This is a genomic window from Candidatus Accumulibacter contiguus (assembly GCF_012940005.1).
GTDB lineage: Bacteria > Pseudomonadota > Gammaproteobacteria > Burkholderiales > Rhodocyclaceae > Accumulibacter > Accumulibacter contiguus.
Genome location: NZ_SPMX01000041.1, coordinates 1 through 24,764, shown reverse-complemented (window position 1 = coordinate 24,764; position 24,764 = coordinate 1). Strand labels below are relative to the sequence as shown.

Below are 24,764 nucleotides of genomic sequence, written 5' to 3'. Positions count from 1 at the left end.
ATGTGCGCCTGAACATACCCCTGCCATCGGGGGGTGCGATTCAAAGTGATGCGCGGCATCCAATCCCCCCTGGATGTCCGTAATGACGAACCTGAGGAGCCAACGATGCCCCACCTGCCTGAACAAGACCGGATCTTTTTACAACGGCTCAATGGCCATCCGGTGTTACGTGCGCGTTTTGAAAGCCTGCTCGGGGTGGTGGAGGATGCGGGTGGCGACTTGGAAAAAGCCGACGCGGCTGAGCGCCGGGTGATTGAAGAAGTCCGACAAATGGGCAATGAGGTGTTAACGGCCTGGGCGCAGAACGGGATTGCGCGAAGTGCAGCACGGGTAGGCCAGGCATCCGCGGGCCGAAGCGGGGGTAAAAAAAACTCTACTGGCACACGACCTTCGGCGACATCACGGTAGAAGAGCCGTTGTGGCGAGTGGGAACGCAAAGCGAACGGCGCTTCAGTGAGCGAGCAGGAGTGGCTTGCCGGGGCACTTCCCTGGCGTTACAGCGAGTGTTGGCCGACTTTGGAGCGGACGTGCCGTTTGGACAGGTGCCAGACAAGCTAAGAGAGCCCTATGGAATCGCCATGCCAGTTAGTACGGCCCAGCGGATCACCGAACCTCACGCGCAAGCCATTTACGAACAAGAAACGGCGCGAGAGGAGGTGACGGGAGCGAAAAACTCCCGAACTTTCATTGGGGAAATCGACGGTTCGATGGTCCCCGTGGTGGAAGTCTCACCCGATGCGCAGGACAAACGCCAGGGCAAGACCTTGCTCTGGAAGGAAGTCCGGTTATGCCTGGTGCATCCCGTGGGCAGCGCGACCCCGTCGTTTGGCGGGCATTTTGCCGGTGGCGCCGAGGAAAGCGGGCGGCAGTGGGCACGTTGCGCGGCGAAAGCCGGGTTTGGTCCTGGCAGCCACCTTCATGCGGTAGGGGACGGTGCGGCCTGGATTACCTCGCAATTAGACCTTCGCTTTGGCACGCAGGGGGCGTTTCTCGTGGACTTTTTTCATCTTTGTGAATATCTCGGTGATGCGTCCAAAGTGTGTGCCGCCTCCGATCCCAAGGCGTGGATGGAGAAGCAAAAGAGCCGCTTGCATGCAAATCAAGTCGATGCCGTCTTGGAAGCACTCGCGCCATGGGTCGAAGCAGACCACGACGACCACCCCGTCACGGCATGCGACCGCTATATCCGTAACCGCCTGTCCCAACTGGACTACCCAGGGGCGATACAGCGCGGTTTGCCGATCGGCTCGGGGGAAATCGAAAGCGCCCATCGTTATGTCATCCAGGAACGACTTAAGCTTCCCGGCGCCTGGTGGGCACCCAGAAATGTCGAAGCCATGCTGGCCCTACGGATCAACCGCGCCAACCGGGAATGGGCTGATTATTGGAAGGGTCTCGAAAAGCAAGCCGCATAACCAGAGCATTTCGCTGGCGCATCACTTTGAATCACACCCGGGCTGGTGGGGAGTTAACTATACTGTCCCGTTTTCCTATTCAAGCCTTGCAATCAATGCACCCAAGTTCCACAATTGCAAGCATGATCAAGCGAACACTGGCTACCGAACTCAAAGCCGCAGTCGGCTACACCCCCGCCGTGGCGCTGCTTGGGCCGCGCCAGGTCGGGAAAACCACGCTGGCCCTGGAAATCGGCCGCCAGATCAACGCACTCTATCTTGATCTCGAGTCGGAACAGAACCGCGCCAAGCTCGCCCAACCCGAGCTCTACCTGGCAGACCACCAAGACAAGCTGGTCATCATCGACGAAGTGCATCGCGCCCCCGGGTTGTTTCCGGTACTGCGCGGATTGATCGACCGCGCTCGGCGAGCAGGTCGCACAACCGGTCAATATCTGCTGCTGGGGTCCGCGTCGCCTGATCTGCTCAAGCAGTCAGGCGAAAGCCTGGCCGGCCGCATCAGCTATCTTGAGCTGGCGCCTTTCAGCGTACTGGAAACACCCAACCTGCCAACCGATGAACTCTGGCTACGCGGTGGGTTTCCGGACAGCCTGCTCGCGGCCAATGCAGCCCGCAGCCTGCGATGGCGCCAGGATTTCATCCGCACCTATCTGGAGCGCGATATTCCACAGTTCGGGCCTCGCATCGCCGCCGAAACCCTGCGTCGCTTCTGGGGCATGTTGGCCCATCATCAGGGCGGCCTGCTCAACATTGCCCAATTCGCGCGCAACCTGGGCGTAGACGCCAAGACCGCCGCGGCCTATCTCGACCTGTTGGCGGACTTGTACCTCGTGCGCCGTCTGCCCGCCTGGCATGCCAACCTGGGCAAGCGTCTGGTCAAATCGCCCAAGGTATATGTGCGCGACAGCGGCCTGGTCCATGCCCTGCTAGCCATCCCCGAGAAGGAAACCCTGCTGGCACATCCGGTGGTCGGGCAAAGCTGGGAATGCATGGTCATGGAAAACCTGCTCATCGCCGCTGCCGGCAAGGCACAAGGTTACTTCTATCGCACCAGCGGCGGTGCCGAAATCGACTTGCTGCTGGCCTGGCCGGACAACAGCCTATGGGCGGTCGAAATCAAGCGCAGCCTCAATCCAAAAGTCGAACGAGGCTTTCATGCCGCCTGTGAAGACCTGGCCCCCGCGCGCAAGTTCGTCGTCTATCCCGGCCAGGAACGCTATCGAATGGCCCACGACATCCAGGCCATCTCACTGCTCGAACTGGCAACCCAAGTTGCCGAAGGCTGACTACAGCACCGGCAGGGCCACGCCGCTCCGATTACCGATACCCACCCTCATGGCGAGGAGGCGCAGCCGACGTGGCAATCCAGTGCCGCAAGCTCGGACAGCTCAGCTGCTACCGCCGCCCTCTACCTTTCCAGCGCCACCTCCCGAGGCGCCTCCCCTCGCCCGATGGCGTGATACTCGATCCCAAGGCTGTGGACCAGGGCGGGGTCGAAGAGGTTGCGGCCGTCGAAGATCAGCGGCTGCTTGAGCAGCGCCCGCATCTGCTCGAAGTCCGGGCTCTTGAACTCGCGCCACTCGGTGACGAATCTCCCCTCCCCCCTCGCGGGGGCGAAGGCGGGGTTTCGCGGAGCACTGCTCCGCGCCGCCGCAGCCAGCCCGCGATGCAGCGCGGGCCGTGGGAGGGGTCGGGGGGGTGAGATGGGGAATTCGCAGAGCATGCTCTGCGCCCATCGAACGATTCCGGCGTGCAAGCCGGAATGCGCCCTGCAAGGGAGGGAAACGGTCATGACTTCCATGATCGGGGTGCCTGGAAAAGTCATGACCGTTCGGCGCTGCGCGTATCCATCCGCAGCAGCTTGTCGCGGTTGCGCGAAAACGGCGCGTAGATCGCCCGCATCAGCAGCCTGGCGCGCTCGTCGTCCGCTCCGATGATGATCCGGTCGGGGCGCATGAAGTCCTCGACCGCGGCACCTTCCTGGAGAAACTCCGGGTTGCTGACGACGGCAAAGTCCACGCGGACCCCCGTTCCGCCAGCACCTCCTGCACCGCCGCACGCACCCGGTCGGCGGTGCCGACCGGCACCGTGCTCTTGTCGACGATCACCTGGTAGTCGGGACAGCGGCGTGCTTGAGGCGAACGTCGTAGTAGTCGTTGCGGTTGTCGATGCCGACAACCGTGTCACCGCGATGAAGGAGGCGACGCCCAGGGACCGCGAGCGCGGACGGAAAGCCTGACTGCATCCTCCCACCCGCCACCACATGTAAACGATGAAACGTTACTGGGCTACTCACCCACTCGGGTCAGCACCATCCGGATCACTTCGGCGGAAATACGGAAGTCGGACTGGTGCAAGGCGCTGAACACGTCGCGGGCGGAAGCGACGAGTCCTCGGGTCTTGGCCATGCCGATGACCGCGGCCGTACCGGCTACCTGGAGGCCCATTTCCAGCGCGCTTGCCCGCCCGGCCCGCTCATCCATCAGCACCAGCGACTCGCCGGCATGACCCATGGCAACACGGATGCAGGCGGCTTCTCCCTCGTCTAGGTCCGGCAACGGCAAATCACCAACCGGTTGCGACCACACACGCAACCAGCCCGTCGCCATCGCCTCCCGGATCGCCTGCTCGCCGGGGAAGCCGCTGCCTGAAAGCACCTCATTCCTGACTTCCTCGGGCATCCATACTTCGCCAAACAACGCGGCCAGCCATGGCAAACCATCCACCAGCGACAAACCGATCAGCGGACTCGCGTCAGTCAGGACGATGCGAGCCATTGATCCAGGGTATCCAGGTCGCTGACGGCCTCCTGAGCATCCAGTTGGATGACCGCGATGCCGAGCCGTGAAACATGGGCGGCGAAGTGCGACATCGTCATCCCGGCCAGGCGCGCCGAGCGGGCCAGCGACAGATGTCCTTCACGGAACAACACTGTCGCCAAAGCCGCCTTGACGCCCGGCGCCGCCAGCGCGCCATCCTCGTTCAGGCCCACTATCAGCGCATCCGGCCGATCACGATTCATGACGAGCACCATGTCTTCATGGGCCTTGCGCAACGCATCGGTCGGGTTGTTCTTCAAGCTACTCACATTCACCACTTGCATTCCTATCTCCTATAGGAATAAATCGTGCCAGATTATAGCAGCCAGCCCGGCGATGACTGACGCGGCTGCGCGGTAGCGCGCACGCTGACCCGGATTCCTTCGTTCTCTTGCGCCAGTCAATCGGTCGTTCCACATCGCCTGCGGGACTCGCACGACGGTCTGAGAGCGGGAGCGTCCTGGCCCCACGGGCCGACGCGATGTTTGCGCAATAGTGCGGACGGTATCCTACAATTTGAGAATTGCTGGAGTCTTGAAGTCACTTCATTCGCTGGCGAATAACAGCGTATCCCCCTGGCGCAACACGTCAGCCAGATTGCGAGTGCTGGTGGTCAGTTGAGTACACCGGTCCGAATTTTCTCTTGTTTCCGAGTGGCGACGTCAGTCCTGACAGTGGTAGGATGAAAAGCTTCAGCGAGTTGGCGGAGATCGCACATGACAGCGTTGAATAGCCCGCACGACCACTTCGAACACAAGAGCTACGTCGAGTCGCGAATCGGCCTGGACCTCCTGCGTTACCGGGTACGGATCTGGGAACAATGGATGAACGCCGGGAATTCCGGCCGCTTGCCGGTGATCGTGCCGGTCGTGGTCTATCACGGCACGGCGACCTGGCGCGTCAGCCGGCAATTCGCCGATGAGGTGGAAGATGCTCCGGCCTGCGCGCCTATGTGCCGGCGTGTGTCTATCACCTGATCGACTTGAGCGGATACCGGGACGACGAGCTGCAGGCGCGGTCATGCTGCATACGGCGCTGCTGACCCTGAAGTACATTTTCCGGAACGAATTGCGCGAACGGCTGCCGGAAATTCTGGGACTGCTGCGGGACCTCGCGCAGAGCTCGATGGGGTTGGACTATGTCCGTACGCTTTTACGGTACCTGGCACAGGCGGCGAGCATCGACCGCTTGAGCGGTGACCAGTTACGCCAGGTCGTGACAGAAACTTTGAGTGGTGGAGGTGAACTGATGCTGACGATTGCCGAACAATGGGAACAACAGGCGATGGAGAGAGGGATCGAAAAAGGGATCGAAAAAGGGATCGAGAAAGGGATCGAGAAAGGGATCGAGAAAGGGATCGAAAGGGGAATTGAAAAGGGAATCGAGAAGGGAATCGAGAAGGGAATCGAGCAAGGCGAAGCACGGCTGCTGAAGCAGTTGTTGACCTGGCGCTTCGGAGCCTTACCGGCCTGGGTCGAGAGCCAGCTCGCAGGCGCTGCACCGGAGCGCCTGGAGGCGTGGGCGAAGCGCGTGCTCGACGCACAGACCCTGGACGCCGTGTTCGTCGAACGATCCTGAACACCCCCCTGCTGCGACGGGCCGACCGCGTTCCTGTCCGCGGCGGCCCGAATGGATCACGCCAACGGGGCTATAGGGTAAACAGTAACCCCTGCGAATGAACAGAAGGTCGTCTCCATACGCGAGGGTCTCATCGTCGTGATGGGTGTGTATTCTGCCATCAATGGGCGCTGCATTTTCGGAAATCACCTTACTCTGACGAGAGTTAGGTATACCGTCACCTTTTTTTCGTCATCACCATTTTTCACCGAAATAACCTTGCAGATTGATGATGACGTTGATAATATGACAGAATGTATCGTCACAGAATCCTATCCGAACGGCTGCAAAGGCTCGTGGAAGCCTTTCCGGTCGTCGTCCTCAGTGGTGCCCGCCAGGTAGGCAAGACCACGCTGCTCCGCCACCTTTTTCCCAAGGTTGACTACGTGGTGTTCGACGCCAGCCTGGATGTCGAAAATGCGCGGCGGGAGCCCGATCTTTTTCTGCGCAACCATCCCGCACCGGTCATCCTGGATGAAATCCAGTATGCGCCCGAAGTAGTAGCAGCCATCAAGCGTCACGTCGACCGTGACCCCCATCGCGTGGGTCAATATCTGGTGACCGGATCGCAGCAGTGGCAGGTTCTACGTTCCGTTTCGGAAAGCCTGGCCGGACGTGCAGCCTTCCTGGATCTCTATGGTTTCTCCCTGCAGGAAATCGCCAATTCAGATACCGGCTGGTTAAGCCGCTGGCTGGAAACGCCGGATGCCTTCTTCGACTGGAGCCGCCAGGCTGCACTCCACGAAACCAATCTGCCGTTATGGCTCTGGCGGGGAAGCCTGCCCCGCGCAATCGAAATGAACGAAGACCTGATACCGGACTTCTGGGCCGGCTACCACCGCACATATGTCGAGCGAGATGCCAGACTGGCCGGTGGCATCGAAGACTGGCAGGACTTTGGCCGCTTCGTTCGTCTGATGGGCGCGCTAACCGCCCAGGAAATCAACTATAGCCAGTTAGGCCGGGAAATCGGGATGACCCCGCAAACCGCCCGGCGTTGGCTGGGCATCATGGAAGGCACGTATCAGTGGTTTTCCCTCCCGGCCTTCTCGGGAAACCCCGCCAAGCGAGTCTCCTTGCGCCCCAAAGGACACCTCGCCGACACCGGGCTGGCCTGCTACCATGCGCAAATTTCCTCTCCCCGGGCCTTGACCGCCCACCCCCTGTTCGGCGCCTTGTTCGAAACGGCCATGGTCGGTGAACTGATCAAACAAGCGTCCCGGCTACCTACCCACCCAACATTTCACCACTGGCGCGCCGCCGGCGGGGCCGAGATCGACATCCTCCTGGAACGCGACGGCATGCTCTATCCCATTGAGATCAAACTCACCGCCAACCCAAACCGGCACATGGCAAAAGGTATCGAAGCCTTCCAGGCCGCACATGCCCATTTGAACTGTGGCCCAGGCGCACTCCTCTGCCCCGTGGAACAAACGCGCTGGGTCAGTGAAAACGTATTGGCAATACCGTGGAACCTGATTTGAGGTGATTTCCGCAAATGGCCGTACCAAGAGTCATGGTGTTAGGCCGGGCTCATGGCCAGAAAAACAAGCCGCTGCGGTAGTTGTTCGGGATCTTGATTCCCGGAAATCACCTGAGACGATGGAACGAGGCATTCAGAAAGGGATCAAGCAAGGGCCATGCCAACGCAGTGCAGCCAGGCAACGCGCATGGGCCGCGTTGTAGGCCAGGTCGGGCCGGGTTTCCGGCATCCTTCAGACGCGCGAGGGCCGAGCGCTTCAGGCCTGCAACCTCACGTGCATCCGGCGGCTCCTTTGCCAGCGGCTTGCCTGGCCCGCAGAGATTCTCAAGCTGCGACGAGGTCATGCTCATCTCCGATCAGCCATAGCTTGGGCTGCGCCAGCACCCGCGTCACGAAGGCATTGCCTTCGCCAACCCGACGAGCCAGTTCCGCAGGCGAATAAACCGTAGGGCTTACGGGTCGGCCAAGCTTCCCCGCCACCGCTTCCAGCGTCCCGAACAAGTCTGCGTAAGTCAGGCTGTCGCTTATCACCATCAAGTCGATGTCGCTCGCCGCGGTGTCGCTATTCTTCGCCACCGACCCGAACACGAAAGCAGCTTCAATCCGATCAGCCAGCGCTGCCAGCGCCAACTTCCCGGGGCACCTCCCCTCGACCGATGGCGTGATACTCGAGCCCCAGGCTGCGGACCAGGGCCGGGTCGAAGAAGTTGCGGCCGTCGAAGATCAGCCCTGGCAGGTCGCCGAACACCCGCCGCGCTTCGTCCATCGCCACCGGGGTCGTACGCCCGGATCGCCGCGCCACGGCGCAGCAGCTCGTGCACACACCCGACTCGGCGCTTCGCGCATCTCGTCGGTATCCGGCTTGAAGGCCAGGCCCCAGAGGGCGAAGCTTCGCCCCTGCAGATCCTCGCCGAAGCCGGCGACTACCTTGTAGACCAGCACCCGCCTCTGGCTATCGTTTGCCGCCTCGACCGCCGTCAGCGCGCGCAGGTCGATATCCATATCGTGGCCTCGTGGCCGTTGCGAACCAGCGCCTTGACATCCTTGGGAAAGCGCGATCCGCCGTAGCCGGTGCCGGCGAAGAGAAAGTGCGTGCCGATGCCGTGGCGCACTCATCGGGCGGCATGCCGACGCCTCTGAACTGCAGCGCCCCGTGATGCACCGCGACGACGAGGTCGGTGGTGAACTGCAACCGGCCATCCGCGGAATTGCGCTGGACCATCTGTTCCAGATCCGGCTCATGGATCAGGATGCCGCCATTGTTGAGGATCTCGATCTTGCGCTCATCGACATCGATTCAGAGTGGCGACGTCAGTCCTGACAGTGGTAGGATGAAGCTTCAGCGAGTTGGCGGAGATCGCACATGACAGCGTTGAACAGCCCGCACGACCGGTTTTTCAAGGCGGTGTTCGGGCGCACCGAGGTGGCGGCGGAGTTCCTGGAACGTTATCTGCCGGCGGCGGCAGGACAGGCCCTGGACTGGAAGACCTTGCGCACGGCCAAGGATTCGTTTCTCGACCCGGAACTTGCGCTGCATCCCGCGGACCTGCTGTACGCGGTCGATCTCTGCGGCGGCGGAACCGGCTATGTGCACGTGCTGTTCGAACACAAGAGCTACGTCGCAAGAGCTACGTCGAGGCGCGAATCGGCCTGGACCTCCTGCGCTACCGCGTGCGGATCTGGGAACAATGGCTGAACGCCCGGAATTCCGGTCGCCTGCCCGTTGTCGTACCGGTCGTGGTCTATCACGGCACGGCGACTTGGCGCGTCAGCCGGCAATTCGCCGATGAGGTAGAAGACGCTCCGGCCCTGCGCGCCTATGTGCCGGCGTGTGTCTATCACCTGATCGACTTGAGCGGATACCGGGACGACGAGTTGCAGGGCGCAGTCATGCTGCATACGGCGCTGCTGACCCTGAAGTACATTTTCCGGAACGAATTGCGCGAACGGCTGCCGGAAATTCTGGGACTGCTGCGGGACCTCGCGCAGAGCTCGATGGGGTTGGACTATGTCCGTACGCTTCTACGCTACCTGGCGCAGGCGGCGAGCATTGACCGCTTGAGCGGTGACGAGTTGCGCCAGGCAGTGACGCAAACTTTGAGTGGTGGAGATGAACTGATGCTGACGATTGCCGAGCAATGGGAACAGCAGGCGATGGAGAGAGGGATCGAAAGGGGAATCGAGAAGGGAATCGAGCAAGGCGAAGCACGGCTGCTGAAGCAGTTGTTGACCTGGCGCTTCGGAGCCTTGCCGGCCTGGGTCGAGAGCCAGCTCGCAGGCGCTGCACCGGAGCGCCTGGAGGCGTGGGCGAAGCGCGTGCTCGACGCACAGACCCTGGACGCCGTGTTCGTCGAACGATCCTGAACCCCCCCCTTCTGCGACGGGCCGACCGCGTTCCTGTCCGCGGCGGCCCGAATGGATCACGCCAACTGGGCTATGGGGTAACCAGTGACCCTTGCGAATTCGGTGACAGTACACACTCCATTGCAAGCTCGGACAGCTCACACGCCGCCGCCCTCACCCCTCCAGCGCCACCTCCGCAACAACAACCCGCGGGTAATCGATCACACCCCCCGCTGGCACGACGGGCTGGGGTGGCTTGAAGCAGCCTCTGGGCAGCGCTTGGCTGGCACGGGATTTATCGATGACCGACCCCAACCCGAACTCCCCAGGTTACGCTGTAGCGATCTGAACTCGCGGGACGATTAAGATGCTGTCCCTTGTTTCACAGGATCCGGCTCGTGGATCGGCACGCTTGCAGAAAAAAACTGACCGTGAGGTGGCGATCCTCTCGGTCACCTCGACCGCGAGCAACAATCCGCCGACTGTCGGCCAGAAGCCCCCAGAGATACATATATTGTCCCCGAATTACCTGGGAATTCGCCTTGGTGCATGTGACTGTTGCAGATGTGTCGTAAAACATTTGTTTGGCGACACATGCCTTGAACTTGCTGCACTTGTAAATTTACCTGAACAGGTATAAATTGCCATCATGGCTGATGAAGAAAAACCGCTCGAATGGATTGCGAGTAGCTACAAGGATTTGATGGCGTTGCCGCCCGATGTGCGTCGGCGTTTCGGTTACGCCTTGTCGCTGGCGCAGATGGGCGACCAGGACGACGCAGCCAAGGTGCTCAAGGGCTTCGGTGGTGCCGGCGTGCTGGAGGTCGTCGAAGACGATGCTGGCGGCACCTATCGAGCGGTCTACACGGTCAAGTTTGCGGAGGCAATGTTCGTCCTGCACTGCTTCCAGAAGAAGAGCAAGAGCGGGATCGCCACGCCGAAAGCAGACATGGACATCATCCGCGCTCGGCTGAAGGTGGCCGAGACATTGGCAAAGGAGCTACGAAATGCAGAAACGAATCATTGAAGGCGTCGAGGTTCAACGCAGCTCGGGCAACGTTTTCGCCGACCTCGGACTGCCCGACGCCGAGAAACTGAAAATCAAGACCGGTCTGGTGGTTGAGATCAGGAAGGCTGTGCGCGCCCTTGGACTGACGCAACAAGCGGCGGCTAAGCGCATGGGCATCCCGCAACCGAAGGTGTCGGGCATGATGCGCGGCGACTTCACCAACCTGTCCGAGCGCAAGCTAATGGACTGCTTGAACCGCCTCGGCTACGACATCGAAATCAAGGTGCGGCCGGCGGCCGAGCCGATCGGGCATCTGACGCTTGCAACCGCCTGACCGGAGCCCGCTGATGGCAGCCCGCATAACCGATGAAGAATGGGACAAGCTATCCCCGGAGAACTTGGAAGAGATACAGGAAACGCTGTCACGGTCGACAGCGCTTTACCCGGACAGCCTGTGCCATGACGGCTTGGGCGGTAACGAATGATCGACTGGTGGATTGTCGTATCGACGAAGGCGAGGAATACGCCCGACCACCCCAACGCCAGGTCGTACACCCATGAAGAAGTCATGCAGGCAATACAGGAACGCATCGACCGGGCGCGAGACAAGCCACGTTGATCGGCTGACGGAAATTTCTGGGGTTCCGGCTTACAACCCCGTGATGCAACCTGAGTGTGCAGGGTGGTCCGCGGCTTCTTCAGGCTGGCGTATCAGGAGGAACACGCATGCTGTCACCGTGTTACCCCCCCCCCAGTCGGGCGGCCACCTTGCCACAAGCTTCGATCAGGTCGGCTACGAGCCGCTCGTCCACGTTCAGATCGCCTTCGTACTCGCCCAGATTGCGGATTGCATGGCATTTGGCCAGCACACGCCAAACCTCCGGGCCCAGACCCAAGGTGTGCGGCAGCACCTGAAACACGATGTAGCGGTTGCCGGCCCGGTAGCCATGCCAGCGCAGTGCAGCCAGGCACAACGCATGGGCGGAGTTGTAGGCCAGGTCGAAGCGGCTTTCCAGCGAATTGGCCGGGTTTCCAGCATCCTTCAGACGAGCGAGGGCCGAGCGCTTCAAGCCCGCAACCTCCGCGTGCATCCGGCTGCTCTTTCGCCAGCGGCTTGCCTGGCCCGCACAGATTCTCAAGCGGCGACGAGGTCATGCTCATCCCCGATCAGCCATAGCTTGGGCTGCGCCAGCACCCGCGTCACGAAGGCATGGCCTTCGCCAACCCGACGAGCCAGTTCCGCAGGCGAATGAACTGGGGAATACGGTGACAGTATTCTCAGTTGCAGGCTCGGACAGCCCAGCCCCTGCCGCCGCCCTCTACCCCTCCAGCGCCACCCCCCGACGCGCCCCCTGATGCGCCTCCCCTCGCCCGATGGCGAAATACTCGAGCCCCAGGCTGCGGACCAGGGCCGGGTCGAAGAGGTTGCGGCCGTCGAAGATCAGCGGCTGCTTGAGCAGCGCCCGCATCTGCTCGAAGTCCGGGCTCTTGAACTCGCGCCACTCGGTGGCGATCAGCAGTGCATCGGCATCGCGCAGCGCGTCCGCCTGCTGGCTGGCGAAGCTCAGCCCCGGCAGGTCCCAACACCCGCCGCGCTTCGTTCATCGCCACCGGGTCGTACGCCCGGATCGCCGCGCCGCGGCGCAGCAGTTCGTGCACGATCACCCGACTCGGCGCTTCGCGCAGGTCGCGTCGGTGTCCGGCTGGAACTGGAGATCGGCCGAACCGTCCTCGTCGGGCGGCGTGCCGACGCCGATGAACTGCGGCGTCCCGTGATGCACCGCGACGACGTCGGTGGTGAATTGCAGCCGGCCATCGGCAGCATTGCGCTCGACCCTCTGTTCCAGACCGAATTTTCTCTTGTTTCCAAGTGGCGACGTCAGACCTGACAGTGGTAGGATGAAGCTTCAGCGAGTTGGCGGAGGTCGCACATGACAGCGTTGAACAGCCCGCACGACCGCTTTTTCAAGGCGGTGTTCGGGCGCACCGAGGTGGCGGCGGAGTTCCTGGAACGTTATCTGCCGGCGGCAGCAGGACAGGCCCTGGACTGGAAGACCTTGCGCACGGCAAGGGATTCGTTTCTCGATCCGGAACTTGCGCTGCATCCCGCGGACTTGCTGTACACCGTCGATCTCTGCGGCGGCGGAACCGGCTATGTGCACGTGCTGTTCGAACACAAGAGCTACGTCGAGTCGCGAATCGGCCTGGACCTCCTGCGTTACCGGGTACGGATCTGGGAACAATGGATGAACGCCGGGAATTCCGGCCGCTTGCCGGTGATCGTGCCGGTCGTGGTCTATCACGGCACGGCGACCTGGCGTGTCAGCCGGCAATTCGCCGATGAGGTGGAAGATGCTCCGGCCCTGCGCGCCTATGTGCCGGCGTGTGTCTATCACCTGATCGACTTGAGCGGATACCGGGACGACGAGCTGCAGGGCGCGGTCATGCTGCATACGGCGCTGCTGACCCTGAAGTACATTTTCCGGAACGAATTGCGCGAACGGTTGCCGGAAATTCTGGGACTGCTGCGGGACCTCGCGCAGAGCTCGATGGGGTTGGACTATGTCCGTACGCTTTTACGGTACCTGGCGCAGGCGGCGAGCATCGACCGCTTGAGCGGTGACCAGTTACGCCAGGTCGTGACAGAAACTTTGAGTGGTGGAGGTGAACTGATGCTGACGATTGCCGAGCAATGGGAACAACAGGCGATGGAGAGAGGGATCGAGAAGGGAATCGAGCAAGGCGAAGCACGGCTGCTGAAGCAGTTGTTGACCTGGCGCTTCGGGGCCTTGCCGGCCTGGGTCGAGAGCCAGCTCGCAGGCGCTGAACCGGAGCGCCTGGAGGCGTGGGCGAAGCGCGTGCTCGACGCACAGACCCTGGACGCCGTGTTCGTCGAACGATCCTGAACAACACCCCCTGCTGCGACGGGCCGACCGCGTTCCTGTCCGCGGCGGCCCGAATGGATCGCTCCAACGGGGCTATGGAACGTTCAAAAAAACAACCTGCGGAAATTCATTGCTGGATTGGAAAATCGGTAGCCTTGGGCCTGCCAACCCACCGGCTTCGGGGCCTTCGTGAGCGTCAAGGCCCTCACCGCCCCAACTGCATAACCACCCCCAGCATCCTTTTCGCCATAGCCGTTCGGTCGTATTTCTTTGCGGCTTCCAGACACTGGGCGCGATAGCGCTCATACGTAGGACGATCCTGCTGCAGTAACCGCAGGTGTTGCACCAGTGCAGCCGTGTTTTCCGGTTCGAACACGATGCCCACGCCCTCGTCCCGCACGATGTCCGCAGACTCCCCTGCCACCCCGTGCAGCACCGGCAAGCCCATACCCATGCACTCGAACAACTTGGAAGGAATCACCGTCGTGAAAAGCTCGGTCTTTCTGAGGTGGATAACCGACACATCGAGCAACGACCAATAGCGCGCCACCTGCTCCTTGGGCACTGAATCGATGAAGGTCACATTGTCCAGATCCCGCCGCGCCGCTTCGTCTTTGAGTGCCTGCTTGCGCGCGCCATCCCCCAGGAAAATGAAGTGGTACGAAGCGTCATCCGGGTGAGCGCGCAGCATCTCGGCCGCGTCCAGCAGGGTTTCCAAATGGTGCGCCAAACCGTGAGTACCCACATAACCGGCGACGAACTTGCCTGCCAAACCCAGTTCCCGCAGCAGTTCAGCGTCCTTGGGCATAGGCTTGAATCGGGACATATCCACGCCGTTGGTCACCACTTCAATTTTCTCGCCGTCCACACCGCGAGAGATCAACGTTCTCTTGAACGAATGCGTCACCGAAACGATCCGGGCCGCCTTCCGATAAAGGAACAACTCCAAACGCTCCAGCGCCCGGATAGCGGCGGATTCCTTCATCGCGCCCACCGCCTTGATCGACTCTGGCCACAGGTCACGCAACTCGAACACAAACGGAATCCACTTCAAACGGCTCACCACATAGGCCGCGCACACGGTAAAGAACTGCGGCGAGGTTCCTATCACCACGTCCACACCACGAACGAATAGCGCCGCCAAAGTGGCTGACACCATGAAACTCTGGTAATCCAGAATCCGCTTCACAAAGCCGTCATTCGCGGTGATGTAAGACCACACACGAATCACCCGAATGCCCGCCATCTCCTCGATTTGCCATATCCGGTTGCGATAGCCATCAAACACCTTGCCCTTGGGAAAGTTAGGCGCACAGGTGATCACCGTTACTTGATTGCCAGCGCGCACCCACTCGCGACAATGTTCGAAAGTACGCGAAGCAGGGGCATTCACCTCCGGCGGAAAGTTATCCGTCAGAAACAGAATGTGCATATCACTTCCATGAGAAATCCATCGCCACATCAGCACCTTCGAATTGAATTTCTACGCACTGACTGGGTACGGTGACCCCGAACTCCGGGTGCCACGTAGCGGGGACCACTCGGGCAACACCGCCCGCGACAGACCAGTTCACAATCTGCCCAGCGGACAAGATGAATTGCCCTGCCTGACCTTGCCCGGTTACCTGAACAGTGGGGTGCAGATAGTAGCGAGCCACCGCCACGCGGAACCCACCCTCTATGTAATCGCTCACCTGCAAAGAGTGTTCCGCCAGCCACCAGCGCCGGCGGTGAATTGGCTTGCCCTTCAAACGCCGATAGCCATCGTGAGCACAGATCACTTTCAATCCTTGGTCTTCATCCGTGATCGCCAGCCCGAAAGGTCTCGCCCGCTGGGCCACACGGAAACCGCCCCACACCTCGCTGGAGTCCGCGCCATCCACTTCAACCGTGCTATGCGCAGCCGTCCCGCGCTGGCGCAGACGTTCCGCGCCAAGCCCATACTGCGACGTCCCCGAATTGACCACCACGCGCTGGCCAAATAGCGAAAGCTCAAAAGAAAGCGTATTGGCATGAGCATGGCCCGGCAAGTAATCTGGTCCAATTCGGGCCACATCCAACAAAGCTGCCGCATTGCCCTGTTGCAGCCGTACGTAACCGGAATCGGCAAGGTGCACGCATCGCCCCTTTGTCGCCATCACGCTTGGAACGATACCCAGCCGCTCTGAATAAGCAGCAAGTGCCGCGAAATCTGCCGCAATACCCAGAGCCGCATCGTTGAAGAAAGAAATCCCGCCATCCGGATGAATCATCTGTTGAAGCCAATACAACATCCGACCCGCCACTTCCCGCCAGTGAGCAACCACCGCATCCGGCACCTGCCCCGGCCAGACGTGGGCCGCGTTCAACAGATCCAGCACGTCCTCAAGAATGATCGCGTGGTACATCGGGCTGAGCTCGAAATGACCGCCGTCCGGCAGCACCTGTTCCGGCACCTCCCGAGCCAGAATTCTCAGACCCCGCGCCAACCATTCGGCGGCTTCGTCACCTGCAAAAAAAAAGGCCCGCAAACACGAGGGCCTTGGCGTTCACAAACAGGTGGTTACCCAACAAATGCCACTCGATATGTCGTCGCAGCCAGCGCGCCTGCACGGCCAGGCTATCTACCCAGGCCAGTTCCAGCACATTTCCTGCAAGCCACCACTTGATCCAGTTCACGATCCGCAACGAACTCGGGTAGGGCTCCCAGCCGTTACCCACTCCCGGTGGATTCTCCGCCACCCAACGCGCCAACAGCGCCCGATGCCAGGCAGTGCGCTCAGCCGCAGCGACCCCATTCAGATCGTCAAAGTAATGCAGATTGTAGAGCCACAGCTTTTCCCTTGCCGGATGATTCCAATCCACAGCATTCCGCACCTGGCCAATCACAGCCAAAAAGCGGAACGCATCAGCCGCCAGCATGGAAGCGGGCCGTTCAACCGTAGTGGCCCACTGACCTGCCACCAGACTAGGCGAGGGCGCAGCCCTCAGATCAGGCTTTGCCGGGTTCACGCGATGCCAGAGCCGGCCGGTGATCTGCACTGGGCGCAGGTGACGAAGGGTATGGAAATAACGTGCCGGGTTCATTGTCAACAAAAGAGAAGTTCAAACCAGAGGCACTAAACCATCTTGCGTAAAGTACCGACCAGCAAAATCCGGAACGGTGCCAAGAGGCTTGTCGAATTCACAAGGCGCTCATACAGAGCACCAGCCAAGTAAGTAGGCCAAGTCATGCGCAAGTATTCAGGCCGACCTTCGATACGCTCAATGCGTTCAACGGTGAAGCCGGCTTCGGCAGCAAGCCGCGACACGTCGCCTTTCGTATTGGTGCGATATCGCGTTGGAAACGTATCCGCCTCGGCGCGCCCACGTAGCCTGTTCACAAATTGATGAAAACCGTGCGGTGTCAGGCGTGCGATGGTCGGCATGTAATGCCATTTGTTCGGGGTTTTGAACAAGAGCACACCGCCTGGCTTCAATACACGCGAAACCTCCTTGTAAACCGACAATGGGTCATCGAGATGCTCGAATACATTGTCGGAAAACACCACGTCGAACACCTCGTCCTCGTAGGGAATTCCACGAGCATCAGAAACCCGTCCTTCATGCAGCATGGGGTTATCCACCACCCGTGGATCCAAATCCACACCACAGACCTTTTGTGCCAAACCCTTGAAATTCATCTGCGCAACGATGCCCGCCCCTGCACCAAGATCCAAGACGACCGAATCCGGTTTGATGTGGGCTATGATCCGCTCGCGGAACATAGCGTCATCCCAGTTCTTCGCATAAGCCGAATACCAGCTACTGTCGATCCACTCTACCACGCTCCCCATGATAATTCCTCAGCAACCAGCAAGTTCGATGGAAACCCGACTTGACTCGATAATTTCAGAGAACGGGATGGGCGCCAATCCGCCCTCAGAAATTGCTTTCACAAACGCCGCAGCGCAGGCTTTCTGGCCCTTGTCCTGGTGCCACAGATTCATATCCTTGAAGCCCGGCCACACATAGCCCTTCAGCCTCCGGAAGTTATCCATCTGTAACACCCTTCCGGCGGCAAACACCTCCAGGCGCTCTTTCGGGAAGGCCTTACAACCATTGGCGAAGTAATGCACGGTGCCGATGGAACCATCAGCAAACCGAAGCTGCAGTGTGACGGTATCGCCATTGGGCGAATCCATCGCTAACCGGGAATATGCAACGATCGAGCTCCCCACCAGAAAACGCAGCAGATCAATGAAATGACACGCCTCACCTATGATGCGTCCGCCACCGATTTCACTATCCTGCGTCCAGTGATCTGCGGGAATTGCGCCGGCATTTACCGTCATCACCAGCGACTTCGGTCCGCTAACCCCGGCCAGCAGCGACTTCATCTTCTGCACGTGCGGCGCAAAACGGCGGTTGAAGCCGACCATGACCAACGGCGCCCTGCCCTGATTTTCCAGCCGCGCATGCGTCGCCTCGATCTCATCTAGCTCTTCCAAGGTCAGGCACATCGGCTTTTCAACAAAGACCTGCTTGCCCGCGGCCAGCGCCTGCAGCACGAACCCCGCGTGGCTGTTGTGTCGGGTGGTGATCACCAGGGCATCCACTTTCGGGTCAGCAAACACGCTGGCCGTATCCGTGGTGGTCTCGGCAAAACCATACTTCCTGGCGGCATGCACCCCACTTACCCCGGTGCTGGAGGCTACCGAAGCCAGAAAAGCTCCCGCTTCCTTGAAGGCCGGGATCAATACCCCGGTGGCGTAGTTTCCGGAACCGACAAACGACACAGCCGGCTGCTTACCTGTCCCCGTCAGCGACCTCTCGGACACCAGACGAACGGTCGATTCCCGCATCACCGCGTCAGGCTTCTCCATACGCGTCGGATATTCCAGCAAGATGCCCATCGACGGTTCGCTGCCGCCCACCACCGCGTACGCCGCTTCAGTCTGATCCAGCTTGAAACGGTGCGAGATCAGCGGCTGCACATCCAACCGGCCGTCGGCCAGCATGTCCAGCACCGCCTCGAAGTTTCGCTGCTCGGTCCAGCGCACAAAGCCAACCGGGTAGTCCTGCCCCTTCTCCTCGTAGTTCGGGTCATAGCGGCCGGGGCCATAAGAAGCAGATACCTGGAAGGTCAACTCCTTCTTGAAGAAGTCGTCGCGGGACAACTCAAGTCCGGTGACTCCCACCAGCACGATGCGCCCACGCTTGCGGCACATCAGAGCCGCCTGATGAATCGGCTCGCTGCTCTTGGTGGCCGCCGTCACCAAGACTGCATCGACCCCGCGCCCACGTGAAAACCGCTCGGCAGCCTGCACCACATCTTCCGCGGCACCGAGGTTCACGACCTCCGCACCGAATGACCTGGCCAACGCCAGTCTCCCCGGATCAAAATCAATCCCCAGGACCCGGCAGCCGTTGGCCCGCAACAACTGCACCGCAATCTGCCCGATCAAGCCCAGACCCGTCACCACCACCACCTCACCGAGGGTCGGCTGAACCAGCCGAATGCCCTGCAAGGCAATCGCGCCAAGCACTGTAAACGCCGCCGCCTCGTCGGTCACGGCATCCGGTATCCGTGCGCACAAATTCAGCGGCACGCTCACCACCTCGGCGTGCTTGCCATTGGACGCGACCCGATCCCCGATGGCAAAGCCTGCAGCGCCCTTGCCGACCTCCACCACCTCGCCTACATTGCAATACCCCAGCGGCAATGGCTGCTCCAGTTTGTTGCGCACGGCATCCAGCGTCGGCATCAGCCCGTCTGTCTTGACTTTGTCCAGCACCATGCGCACCTTATCCGGCTGCTGGCGGGCCTTTTCGATAGGATTCCCCTTACCGAAATCGACCATCATCCGCTCCGTGCCGGCGGAGATCAGAGAACGGCTCGTGCGGATCAACAACTGACTGTTGCTCGCGCGCGGAGAAGGTACCTCCGCCACTTCAGTTACTACCGCTCTTGAGATTTTGGAGAATCTGTTTCATATTATGTCAGGTCTATACACTCGCGGTCGCCCACAGCGGCCGGAGGTGCTCCAGCGACGCGAAAAAAGATTTTGAAAGAAATACAAGGAAGAGTTGTCATAGCCAGGAAATCGTGGAGTCGCCGCGCGCAGCTTGCACTTGGTTCTAGCGCAAGCCGCGGTTGGCGTAGCCCAGTAGCACCTTGGCACGCTCCACCTCGCGTACCGACGCCGCTCTCGGTCGCGCAATTCGTCAACATCGCCCGCTCATCGGCCCTCGAGACCAAGGCAGCCCGCTTCGCTTTCCCGGCGGTGATCATTCCCGTCAAGAGTTGTAGGAGAATCATAACCATTCACGCATAGTTTGCAGCTCTATCGAAGGATAATAACTACTAGATTCCAGAATTAATCAAAATAACATCGCCGCCCGCTCCAGCATTACTCATTGCGCTTTCTCGGCACGATATCGCTCATCAGAACAAAATCTGCATTGTCACCAGCCGCATAGTCAACAAAAACGCGCCAGCATATCGCGCTTAGTCCCATTGTCACGGAGGTCCCAGTAGTGAGTATTCACCACCATCGGATGCGTGTATTTCTTACACAGATCAAACATCCCCTTTAGATACTCATACGACGCCATCCGACACGCATTGAGCTCGTTATGTTTAGCATACTCCAAGACAGCGGGGTAAGGGTACCCATAGATTCCGCGATATAGCCACCGAAGTAAGTAGTTGACCACACACTGCCTATTTAACTCACGATCAATTCTTAAACCGATGATGCCTGACAAATTCATTCCTGCCGATATCACCGCCTTAATGCCGTTTTTATAAATTATATTGCTTGGCGGGACAAACCAAGAAATATCCGAGTTCGTCAGCCGCTGAAGGTGCTGTCGCGCTTCTAGCAGTTTGTTGGGCAAGGTGCTTTGGAGCTCACGCCACTGCATTTCAGCTAGTCTACGTCCGTCGTCGAAGCGGTACTCGTGAGTGACGCCATGCAGCAGTACTTCAATACGTCCAGTATTAATGCCGCTGGATAGAAAAGATACCAAGTCTTTGTTGTCGGCTACGTCATAGTAACTCCCCGAATCGATACCAGATGACTCGGGACAATCCCCGTTGTAGCCGCTCACCCAGGGCACAACACCCACTGAAATTGGAATGCTTTCAAGTCCCTTATATGCCTTACAGAAGGAGTCTACGTCTGTAAAAAAAATTAGTGTCATCATCTCGTATGGCAACCTTAACCATAACTCACTCCGATGCCGGTTAGTCAAAGCAGTCAAAGAAAGGCATTGGTACACTACTAGCTGTTCTAATAGATTAGGAACATTGCGCAATTATTCCAAGCATCTGCGTCGATATAAATTCTCACTCACCACTCTTGGAACAAGCCATAAGTAGCGCCAGTGGATCGTCAAATAGCCCACCAAGTTCCGCGATCGTTTCGTCCGGATAGTCCCACCACCTCGTCATATTGAGTTGTTCCCGAACCTCTTCTGCAAACCTAAATCGCACATGTCGAGCTGGTACGCCCGCGACGATTTCATAGCATTCGACATCCTTTGTTACTACACTACCCATTCCAACCACTGCCCCATTTCCAATTCTTACACCTTGCCTTATATGCGCTCCATAGCCAATCCACACGTCGCTACCTATTATCGTTTTTTTTTGGGGAGCTCCTCTTGTGGTTTGCAAACTGAGCCGGAATGCTGCGCTGACCTTCGTAAAATGCAGGAGACGTAGACACCCAGTCTACTGGATGCTCACCGCCCCCGATACTAACAAAGTTAGCTATCGAAACAAAAGCGCCAATATCACAATTGCTTATCTCGCAATCGTAGCCACAATACGAATGCTTGTTCATCACCACGTTACAAAGGTTGCTTCCCGACTGAATTCGAGAGGTGCTGTGGATGCAGCAATCCTGTACTGAATGCAAACGAGCCTTCTTAAAGAGCCTTGCAAATAAGCGTCTAACCATCTCTTACCCCAAATAGCTGTGACAAATTGTCTTCCTTTACAACCTTACACTCATCCGAAAAAAAGCAACCTAATTGGAATTTCAGGCACATCTATTAGCGCCGAGACGGCCTCTCTCGACGTATAATACGCCGTCGAATAAAGGCTCAAACCCAACGATTCTGCTGGTTCCCAACCATTACTATGGTCCCATTTGACAGCATGACTTTCCTTAACATACAAAGGCAAGCTTCTAGTATTGTTTGGGTGCTGCCTGTAAAACAAGCGCACACCGCTAGCTTGGCATATTCTGGCGAGCGCCTGTAAAACCCGCTTTTCTACGGGAGCAATTATGGCGCTGGACTTCGTAAGTTGCGAATAAAAAAATGACCGCTTTCGGTGTTACCTGACTCTGAGCGTTGTCGCTGTTCCGTTTTGTAGCGAAGTCGTAAATCTCAATCTTCTTAATGTCATTTAGCGAGGAATAATAATCAGCCTGACGTTGATCAAACACCTTTAACTCGTCCGTAAAAATAAATGGAGAGTACGTTCCAATGCCATGCAAATAAGTCACAACAGTTTTCTTGCAGCAATTAACTCTGTTCACAATCATGCTAAGAGGATCGACGTCGTCCATGTTCAAGAGTACCTCAAAATGGAGATTTTGCAAATACTTGTTAAGCTTAATCGCGGCATCTAGTTCAAAAAGCGAACTCATCGTATTTACGACGTCGGACAATGATCGTCGCCAATCTCCTTAAGCTGTATGGATTGCCGCAGAATTCTATATCCCTTGACGGATCGTTATCGGTAAGCAACCCATAAATATATCGCAATTGCCTCTTCATGGACAACGGAAAAGGGAATATCAGCACCAGGTGCCGTTCGTCCTTTCTTAACGCATGAAAAGATTCGTACTCCACCTCAACATAGGTCTTAACTACGTACCGATATTCATTTGCGTGTTTAGCGCCAAGCAGTATAAAAAAGCCGGTGAGCACAGTATTTCGCAATGGCCCTAACTATCTCTCGATGCGAAAGCTTCCGATTCTTGAGCTCTCGTTCCAGATCTGCTGCGGCAATTGGAACATCGGCATCGACCCTTTCATGGTGGGACCTGCATTTTAGCACATAGAAATTAACCGCTGCCTTTTTATAGTCGCTTAGATCGACACTGAGACCACCCAAGCCCCGGCCGAGGGCTTCGGCGGTACGATAATACCACGCAAAATCAGATTTCACTTTGAAACCTCATATAAAACCCGATACCTAGCATTGTCCGAATGCATAAGAGCAGGAACTGTGAAAGCGCATACACCCCAACCATATATTCTATTGACAGGGTTCTAGCAGCCAAAACTAGCCCTACCACATTAAAAAACTACGGCGGCAACTGTAGATACCGCCGTATATTGGGTTGCGCGTTCCATGTAGTATAGCACATACTGGAACATTGAGTCGCAAAACTGGCAAAATACGGCAGCAAATAGTAGTAATATCAACTTATCATTTAACGCGTACCTGCTATCGAAGATTATACTGAAGATTTTTTGCTGACATAGCGTACATTATGATAACTATCAAGAAGAAAGCGGCCACATAACCAAAGAAAAAACGGCAACAGAGTCCTTATTTGCATCTTGCAGCCTAATTTCTTGTATAACGATTCTTGAAATGAATACAAAAGGGCGTACGAAACAACGTTAGCCATATATGGGATGTAGTTACTAGCGGCCAGCATTGCCGCCGACTCTGCGCCAAGCTGTTTCCCTATGAATACCAACGTAAAACCGTATAACCCCCAACTTGCGATAGTGTGCGGTGCAATCTTGGCGCCATACGACAATAGATCAATGATACTTTTTCTTGAAACGAAATTCAGATTTATATGTGTGCGGTGCACGGCAAGGACGTATAGGAGCGCGGCTGCGAGAGCCAACAAGTATGACGCCAAATATCCGGTCATACCGCCGTCGATCCATACAACGAACGTCATTATCGACGCAGCTTGGACAGCAACCTGAATAATTGTCAAAACGCGCAAATGCAGGATACTCTCCGGTAACTCTAAGAATCTTGAGCGCAGAAATGACGATTGGCGAAATTGCTACAGTTATTATGGAAATGTACCTATCGCGCGGCCTTAAATTAGTTGTGAAGTAGTTATATAGTAAGTCTGAAAGGAAGTAGCTAAACAGGACAAATATTGAAGATGCCAACAATAGAAGCACATATCCATTTGTCAGAAGGGAGCCATAGTCCGCCTTTGAATGAGATGCTCTTTTGGCTAGAGCCTCATCGGTGCCGAATATCACAAACAATATACACAAGTTGCCAATATATAAAAACTTGGCTAGCCTTGCCAAAATCTTCAACGCTCAGCGACGCGATAACAAATGGCATCAACAAAAATATGCTGGCCTTCTGCAGAAGAATTAGTATGCCATAACCAAAAATGTTTCGTAATAATATCATGGTAGTGTTGGTGCAATAGGCGTTCGTATAGTAATGACCCGCGGGTGCGGCAGGGCGTGGCATCTGAGAAGGCTGGCATGGCAATGCGAGGTAACCGGGAGACTGGCGAGGTGGGCCTCAAGCAGCGATATCGTGGAGGAACTGGTTGGAGTACGACGGCGCGTTGGTCAATGTCAATGGCGGCCAAAAACCGCGGAAATCTGGCGTCGCCAAAAACTCGGGCACGCAAATTGCGTTCCTGGAGCCGGGTCAAGGGCGGGCGACAGCCCGGCGCAGCATACCCTTGACGCGGCGGAGGGACGGATACGCTGGGGCATGGCTGTAAGCGCGGCATTTCCGCGCTTACAGCCATGTTGACCTGCGCTTTTCTCCGCCAGATTTCCGCGGTGTAACCGTTTAGCCCCCCCGACGACCACTACCAAAAATCAGGCAGCAGCCGGTAGCAGGGGCGCTGCGTTGCCTTTACGCCGCTCGGCGACCACCTTGGCCAGGTAGGGCCAGGGCAAGATGTGGCGACGCCGGCAGGTGTCGATGACACTGGCCAACAGGGCAAAGGCACGGGTACCCTGCTCGGTACGGGTGCCTTGGCTGATGAGCCGGGCGATGACCCAGTGCCGCAAGGCCCGTTCGGCCTCGTTGTTGGTGAACGGCAGATAGGGATGGGCGACGACGATCCAGACCGCCTCCCAGTCGTAGAGAAATTCGCGCGCCAGCGCACGGGTTTTCTCATGAGCCGAATCCCGGTGCTCTTCGCATAGCCGACGGAAGGCGTCCAAGCGGTCGCGGAAGCGAGGCGTGAGATCGACCGGAGG

At 58.1% G+C, this 24,764-nt stretch carries 23 protein-coding genes and 6 pseudogenes; 11 read left to right on the top strand and 18 right to left on the bottom strand.

Translation table 11 applies throughout. The features are described from left to right. The first annotated feature begins 105 nt into the window (after positions 1 to 105). Together E4Q08_RS14540 and E4Q08_RS14535 are read left to right on the top strand one after the other, a co-directional pair. Positions 106 to 1,415 (top strand): ISKra4 family transposase gene (locus E4Q08_RS14540; protein WP_169070921.1). Its coding sequence is split into 2 segments (ribosomal slippage): positions 106 to 363 and positions 366 to 1,415, totalling 1,308 coding nucleotides; the frame shifts between segments, so codons are not numbered across the junction. Between the two features lie 122 nt (positions 1,416 to 1,537). Then, positions 1,538 to 2,701, top strand: a complete 1,164-nt coding sequence (locus E4Q08_RS14535) for an ATP-binding protein (protein WP_169070920.1) — start codon at positions 1,538 to 1,540, stop codon at positions 2,699 to 2,701. Positions 2,702 to 2,823: 122 nt separating this feature from the next. Here the strand turns inward: E4Q08_RS14535 and E4Q08_RS14530 are convergent. From E4Q08_RS14530 to E4Q08_RS14515, 4 genes and pseudogenes are all read right to left on the bottom strand, one after another. After that, positions 2,824 to 3,006 (bottom strand): annotated as a pseudogene (locus tag E4Q08_RS14530) (UDP binding domain-containing protein); the annotation flags it as partial. Between the two features lie 239 nt (positions 3,007 to 3,245). Then, positions 3,246 to 3,544, bottom strand: a pseudogene (locus E4Q08_RS14525) (UDP-glucose 6-dehydrogenase); the annotation flags it as partial. Positions 3,545 to 3,703: 159 nt separating this feature from the next. Continuing rightward, positions 3,704 to 4,192 carry a PIN domain-containing protein gene (locus tag E4Q08_RS14520; RefSeq protein WP_169070919.1) on the bottom strand — a complete coding sequence of 163 codons (489 nt, stop codon included), beginning with the start codon at positions 4,190 to 4,192 and terminating at the stop codon, positions 3,704 to 3,706. Continuing rightward, a complete protein-coding gene (locus E4Q08_RS14515; protein ID WP_169070918.1) occupies positions 4,174 to 4,518 on the bottom strand; it encodes a UPF0175 family protein in 345 nt (114 codons plus the stop codon). Before E4Q08_RS14515 ends, E4Q08_RS14520 begins: the two co-directional genes overlap by 19 nt. 432 nt (positions 4,519 to 4,950) lie before the next feature. Between E4Q08_RS14515 and E4Q08_RS14510 the strand changes: the two genes are divergently transcribed. From E4Q08_RS14510 to E4Q08_RS14500, 3 genes are all read left to right on the top strand, one after another. Then, positions 4,951 to 5,211 (top strand): Rpn family recombination-promoting nuclease/putative transposase, encoded by a 261-nt coding sequence (locus E4Q08_RS14510; protein WP_169070917.1) that lies wholly within the window; start codon positions 4,951 to 4,953, stop codon positions 5,209 to 5,211. Positions 5,212 to 5,254: 43 nt separating this feature from the next. Continuing rightward, positions 5,255 to 5,812, top strand: a complete 558-nt coding sequence (locus E4Q08_RS14505) for a DUF4351 domain-containing protein (RefSeq protein ID WP_169070916.1) — start codon at positions 5,255 to 5,257, stop codon at positions 5,810 to 5,812. Positions 5,813 to 6,105: 293 nt separating this feature from the next. After that, positions 6,106 to 7,335 (top strand): ATP-binding protein, encoded by a 1,230-nt coding sequence (locus E4Q08_RS14500; RefSeq protein WP_169070915.1) that lies wholly within the window; start codon positions 6,106 to 6,108, stop codon positions 7,333 to 7,335. A 323-nt stretch (positions 7,336 to 7,658) separates the two neighbouring features. On the opposite strand, the gene E4Q08_RS14495 is transcribed toward E4Q08_RS14500, so the two are convergent. Together E4Q08_RS14495 and E4Q08_RS14490 are read right to left on the bottom strand one after the other, a co-directional pair. Further along, on the bottom strand, positions 7,659 to 7,964 hold the full coding sequence (locus tag E4Q08_RS14495) for a nucleotidyltransferase domain-containing protein (RefSeq protein ID WP_211203433.1): 306 nt from the start codon (positions 7,962 to 7,964) through the stop codon (positions 7,659 to 7,661). Next, positions 7,942 to 8,631 (bottom strand): annotated as a pseudogene (locus E4Q08_RS14490) (UDP binding domain-containing protein); the annotation flags it as partial. The pseudogene E4Q08_RS14490 and the gene E4Q08_RS14495, both read right to left, overlap by 23 nt. A 66-nt stretch (positions 8,632 to 8,697) precedes the next feature. Between E4Q08_RS14490 and E4Q08_RS24865 the strand changes: the two are divergent. The 5 genes from E4Q08_RS24865 (at position 8,698) to E4Q08_RS14470 (ending at position 11,171) form a co-directional block, all read left to right on the top strand. Beyond that, a complete protein-coding gene (locus E4Q08_RS24865; RefSeq protein WP_248594932.1) occupies positions 8,698 to 9,030 on the top strand; it encodes an Rpn family recombination-promoting nuclease/putative transposase in 333 nt (110 codons plus the stop codon). Next, entirely contained in the window at positions 9,006 to 9,698 is a 693-nt protein-coding gene (locus E4Q08_RS14485; RefSeq protein WP_308240140.1) for an Rpn family recombination-promoting nuclease/putative transposase, read from the top strand. The genes E4Q08_RS24865 and E4Q08_RS14485 overlap by 25 nt, the downstream gene beginning before the upstream one ends. A gap of 628 nt (positions 9,699 to 10,326) precedes the next feature. After that, positions 10,327 to 10,704 (top strand): type II toxin-antitoxin system RelE/ParE family toxin, encoded by a 378-nt coding sequence (locus E4Q08_RS14480; protein ID WP_169070913.1) that lies wholly within the window; start codon positions 10,327 to 10,329, stop codon positions 10,702 to 10,704. Next, positions 10,685 to 11,020: a helix-turn-helix domain-containing protein gene (locus tag E4Q08_RS14475; protein ID WP_169070912.1), complete on the top strand. Its 336-nt coding sequence runs from the start codon at positions 10,685 to 10,687 to the stop codon at positions 11,018 to 11,020. Before E4Q08_RS14480 ends, E4Q08_RS14475 begins: the two co-directional genes overlap by 20 nt. 13 nt (positions 11,021 to 11,033) lie before the next feature. Continuing rightward, positions 11,034 to 11,171, top strand: a complete 138-nt coding sequence (locus tag E4Q08_RS14470; protein WP_169070911.1) for a hypothetical protein — start codon at positions 11,034 to 11,036, stop codon at positions 11,169 to 11,171. A gap of 255 nt (positions 11,172 to 11,426) precedes the next feature. Here the strand turns inward: E4Q08_RS14470 and E4Q08_RS14465 are convergent. The 3 pseudogenes from E4Q08_RS14465 to E4Q08_RS26185 form a co-directional block, all read right to left on the bottom strand. Next, positions 11,427 to 11,841, bottom strand: a pseudogene (locus tag E4Q08_RS14465) (hypothetical protein). A 164-nt stretch (positions 11,842 to 12,005) separates the two neighbouring features. Further along, positions 12,006 to 12,401 (bottom strand): annotated as a pseudogene (locus E4Q08_RS14460) (UDP binding domain-containing protein); the annotation flags it as partial. A 48-nt stretch (positions 12,402 to 12,449) separates the two neighbouring features. Next, positions 12,450 to 12,494, bottom strand: a pseudogene (locus E4Q08_RS26185) (hypothetical protein); the annotation flags it as partial. Positions 12,495 to 12,617: 123 nt separating this feature from the next. Here E4Q08_RS26185 and E4Q08_RS14450 point away from each other — a divergent pair. Further along, on the top strand, positions 12,618 to 13,592 hold the full coding sequence (locus tag E4Q08_RS14450) for an Rpn family recombination-promoting nuclease/putative transposase (RefSeq protein ID WP_169070910.1): 975 nt from the start codon (positions 12,618 to 12,620) through the stop codon (positions 13,590 to 13,592). A 184-nt stretch (positions 13,593 to 13,776) separates the two neighbouring features. Here the strand turns inward: E4Q08_RS14450 and E4Q08_RS14445 are convergent, their stop codons facing one another. The 9 genes from E4Q08_RS14445 to E4Q08_RS14410 all read right to left on the bottom strand — a co-directional run. After that, positions 13,777 to 15,003 carry a glycosyltransferase family 4 protein gene (locus tag E4Q08_RS14445; protein ID WP_169070909.1) on the bottom strand — a complete coding sequence of 409 codons (1,227 nt, stop codon included), beginning with the start codon at positions 15,001 to 15,003 and terminating at the stop codon, positions 13,777 to 13,779. 1 nt (position 15,004) lies between these two features. Then, on the bottom strand, positions 15,005 to 16,081 hold the full coding sequence (locus tag E4Q08_RS14440) for a heparinase II/III domain-containing protein (protein WP_308240139.1): 1,077 nt from the start codon (positions 16,079 to 16,081) through the stop codon (positions 15,005 to 15,007). Next, positions 16,056 to 16,646: a hypothetical protein gene (locus E4Q08_RS25780; RefSeq protein WP_308240138.1), complete on the bottom strand. Its 591-nt coding sequence runs from the start codon at positions 16,644 to 16,646 to the stop codon at positions 16,056 to 16,058. Before E4Q08_RS25780 ends, E4Q08_RS14440 begins: the two co-directional genes overlap by 26 nt. A gap of 23 nt (positions 16,647 to 16,669) precedes the next feature. Continuing rightward, on the bottom strand, positions 16,670 to 17,386 hold the full coding sequence (locus E4Q08_RS14435) for a class I SAM-dependent methyltransferase (RefSeq protein WP_169070908.1): 717 nt from the start codon (positions 17,384 to 17,386) through the stop codon (positions 16,670 to 16,672). Positions 17,387 to 17,395: 9 nt separating this feature from the next. Continuing rightward, positions 17,396 to 19,396 carry a bi-domain-containing oxidoreductase gene (locus E4Q08_RS14430; RefSeq protein WP_372703714.1) on the bottom strand — a complete coding sequence of 667 codons (2,001 nt, stop codon included), beginning with the start codon at positions 19,394 to 19,396 and terminating at the stop codon, positions 17,396 to 17,398. Positions 19,397 to 20,012: 616 nt separating this feature from the next. Beyond that, the gene (locus tag E4Q08_RS14425) at positions 20,013 to 20,741 is read right to left on the bottom strand and encodes a DUF2334 domain-containing protein (RefSeq protein ID WP_169070907.1); all 729 of its coding nucleotides are present in this window, start codon (positions 20,739 to 20,741) and stop codon (positions 20,013 to 20,015) included. Positions 20,742 to 20,883: 142 nt separating this feature from the next. Next, positions 20,884 to 21,162 (bottom strand): LbetaH domain-containing protein, encoded by a 279-nt coding sequence (locus tag E4Q08_RS14420; protein ID WP_308240137.1) that lies wholly within the window; start codon positions 21,160 to 21,162, stop codon positions 20,884 to 20,886. Positions 21,163 to 21,772: 610 nt separating this feature from the next. Next, positions 21,773 to 22,114, bottom strand: a complete 342-nt coding sequence (locus tag E4Q08_RS14415) for a hypothetical protein (RefSeq protein ID WP_169070906.1) — start codon at positions 22,112 to 22,114, stop codon at positions 21,773 to 21,775. A 2,263-nt stretch (positions 22,115 to 24,377) separates the two neighbouring features. Continuing rightward, positions 24,378 to 24,764: IS66 family transposase (locus E4Q08_RS14410; protein WP_169070905.1), on the bottom strand; the 387-nt coding region annotated here is incomplete at its 5' end.

Coding starts and splice junctions, on each gene's coding strand:
- E4Q08_RS14505 (WP_169070916.1), top strand. CDS start 5,255: ATGCTGCATACGGCGCTGCTGACCCTGAAGTACATTTTCCGGAACGAA.
- E4Q08_RS14480 (WP_169070913.1), top strand. CDS start 10,327: ATGGCTGATGAAGAAAAACCGCTCGAATGGATTGCGAGTAGCTACAAG.
- E4Q08_RS14475 (WP_169070912.1), top strand. CDS start 10,685: ATGCAGAAACGAATCATTGAAGGCGTCGAGGTTCAACGCAGCTCGGGC.
- E4Q08_RS14430 (WP_372703714.1), bottom strand. CDS start 19,396: ATGATGGTCGATTTCGGTAAGGGGAATCCTATCGAAAAGGCCCGCCAG.
- E4Q08_RS14450 (WP_169070910.1), top strand. CDS start 12,618: ATGACAGCGTTGAACAGCCCGCACGACCGCTTTTTCAAGGCGGTGTTC.
- E4Q08_RS24865 (WP_248594932.1), top strand. CDS start 8,698: ATGACAGCGTTGAACAGCCCGCACGACCGGTTTTTCAAGGCGGTGTTC.
- E4Q08_RS14445 (WP_169070909.1), bottom strand. CDS start 15,003: ATGCACATTCTGTTTCTGACGGATAACTTTCCGCCGGAGGTGAATGCC.
- E4Q08_RS14470 (WP_169070911.1), top strand. CDS start 11,034: ATGGCAGCCCGCATAACCGATGAAGAATGGGACAAGCTATCCCCGGAG.
- E4Q08_RS14415 (WP_169070906.1), bottom strand. CDS start 22,114: ATGGACGACGTCGATCCTCTTAGCATGATTGTGAACAGAGTTAATTGC.
- E4Q08_RS14520 (WP_169070919.1), bottom strand. CDS start 4,192: ATGGCTCGCATCGTCCTGACTGACGCGAGTCCGCTGATCGGTTTGTCG.
- E4Q08_RS14535 (WP_169070920.1), top strand. CDS start 1,538: ATGATCAAGCGAACACTGGCTACCGAACTCAAAGCCGCAGTCGGCTAC.
- E4Q08_RS14515 (WP_169070918.1), bottom strand. CDS start 4,518: ATGCAAGTGGTGAATGTGAGTAGCTTGAAGAACAACCCGACCGATGCG.
- E4Q08_RS14435 (WP_169070908.1), bottom strand. CDS start 17,386: ATGGGGAGCGTGGTAGAGTGGATCGACAGTAGCTGGTATTCGGCTTAT.
- E4Q08_RS14425 (WP_169070907.1), bottom strand. CDS start 20,741: ATGATGACACTAATTTTTTTTACAGACGTAGACTCCTTCTGTAAGGCA.
- E4Q08_RS14510 (WP_169070917.1), top strand. CDS start 4,951: ATGACAGCGTTGAATAGCCCGCACGACCACTTCGAACACAAGAGCTAC.
- E4Q08_RS14500 (WP_169070915.1), top strand. CDS start 6,106: ATGTATCGTCACAGAATCCTATCCGAACGGCTGCAAAGGCTCGTGGAA.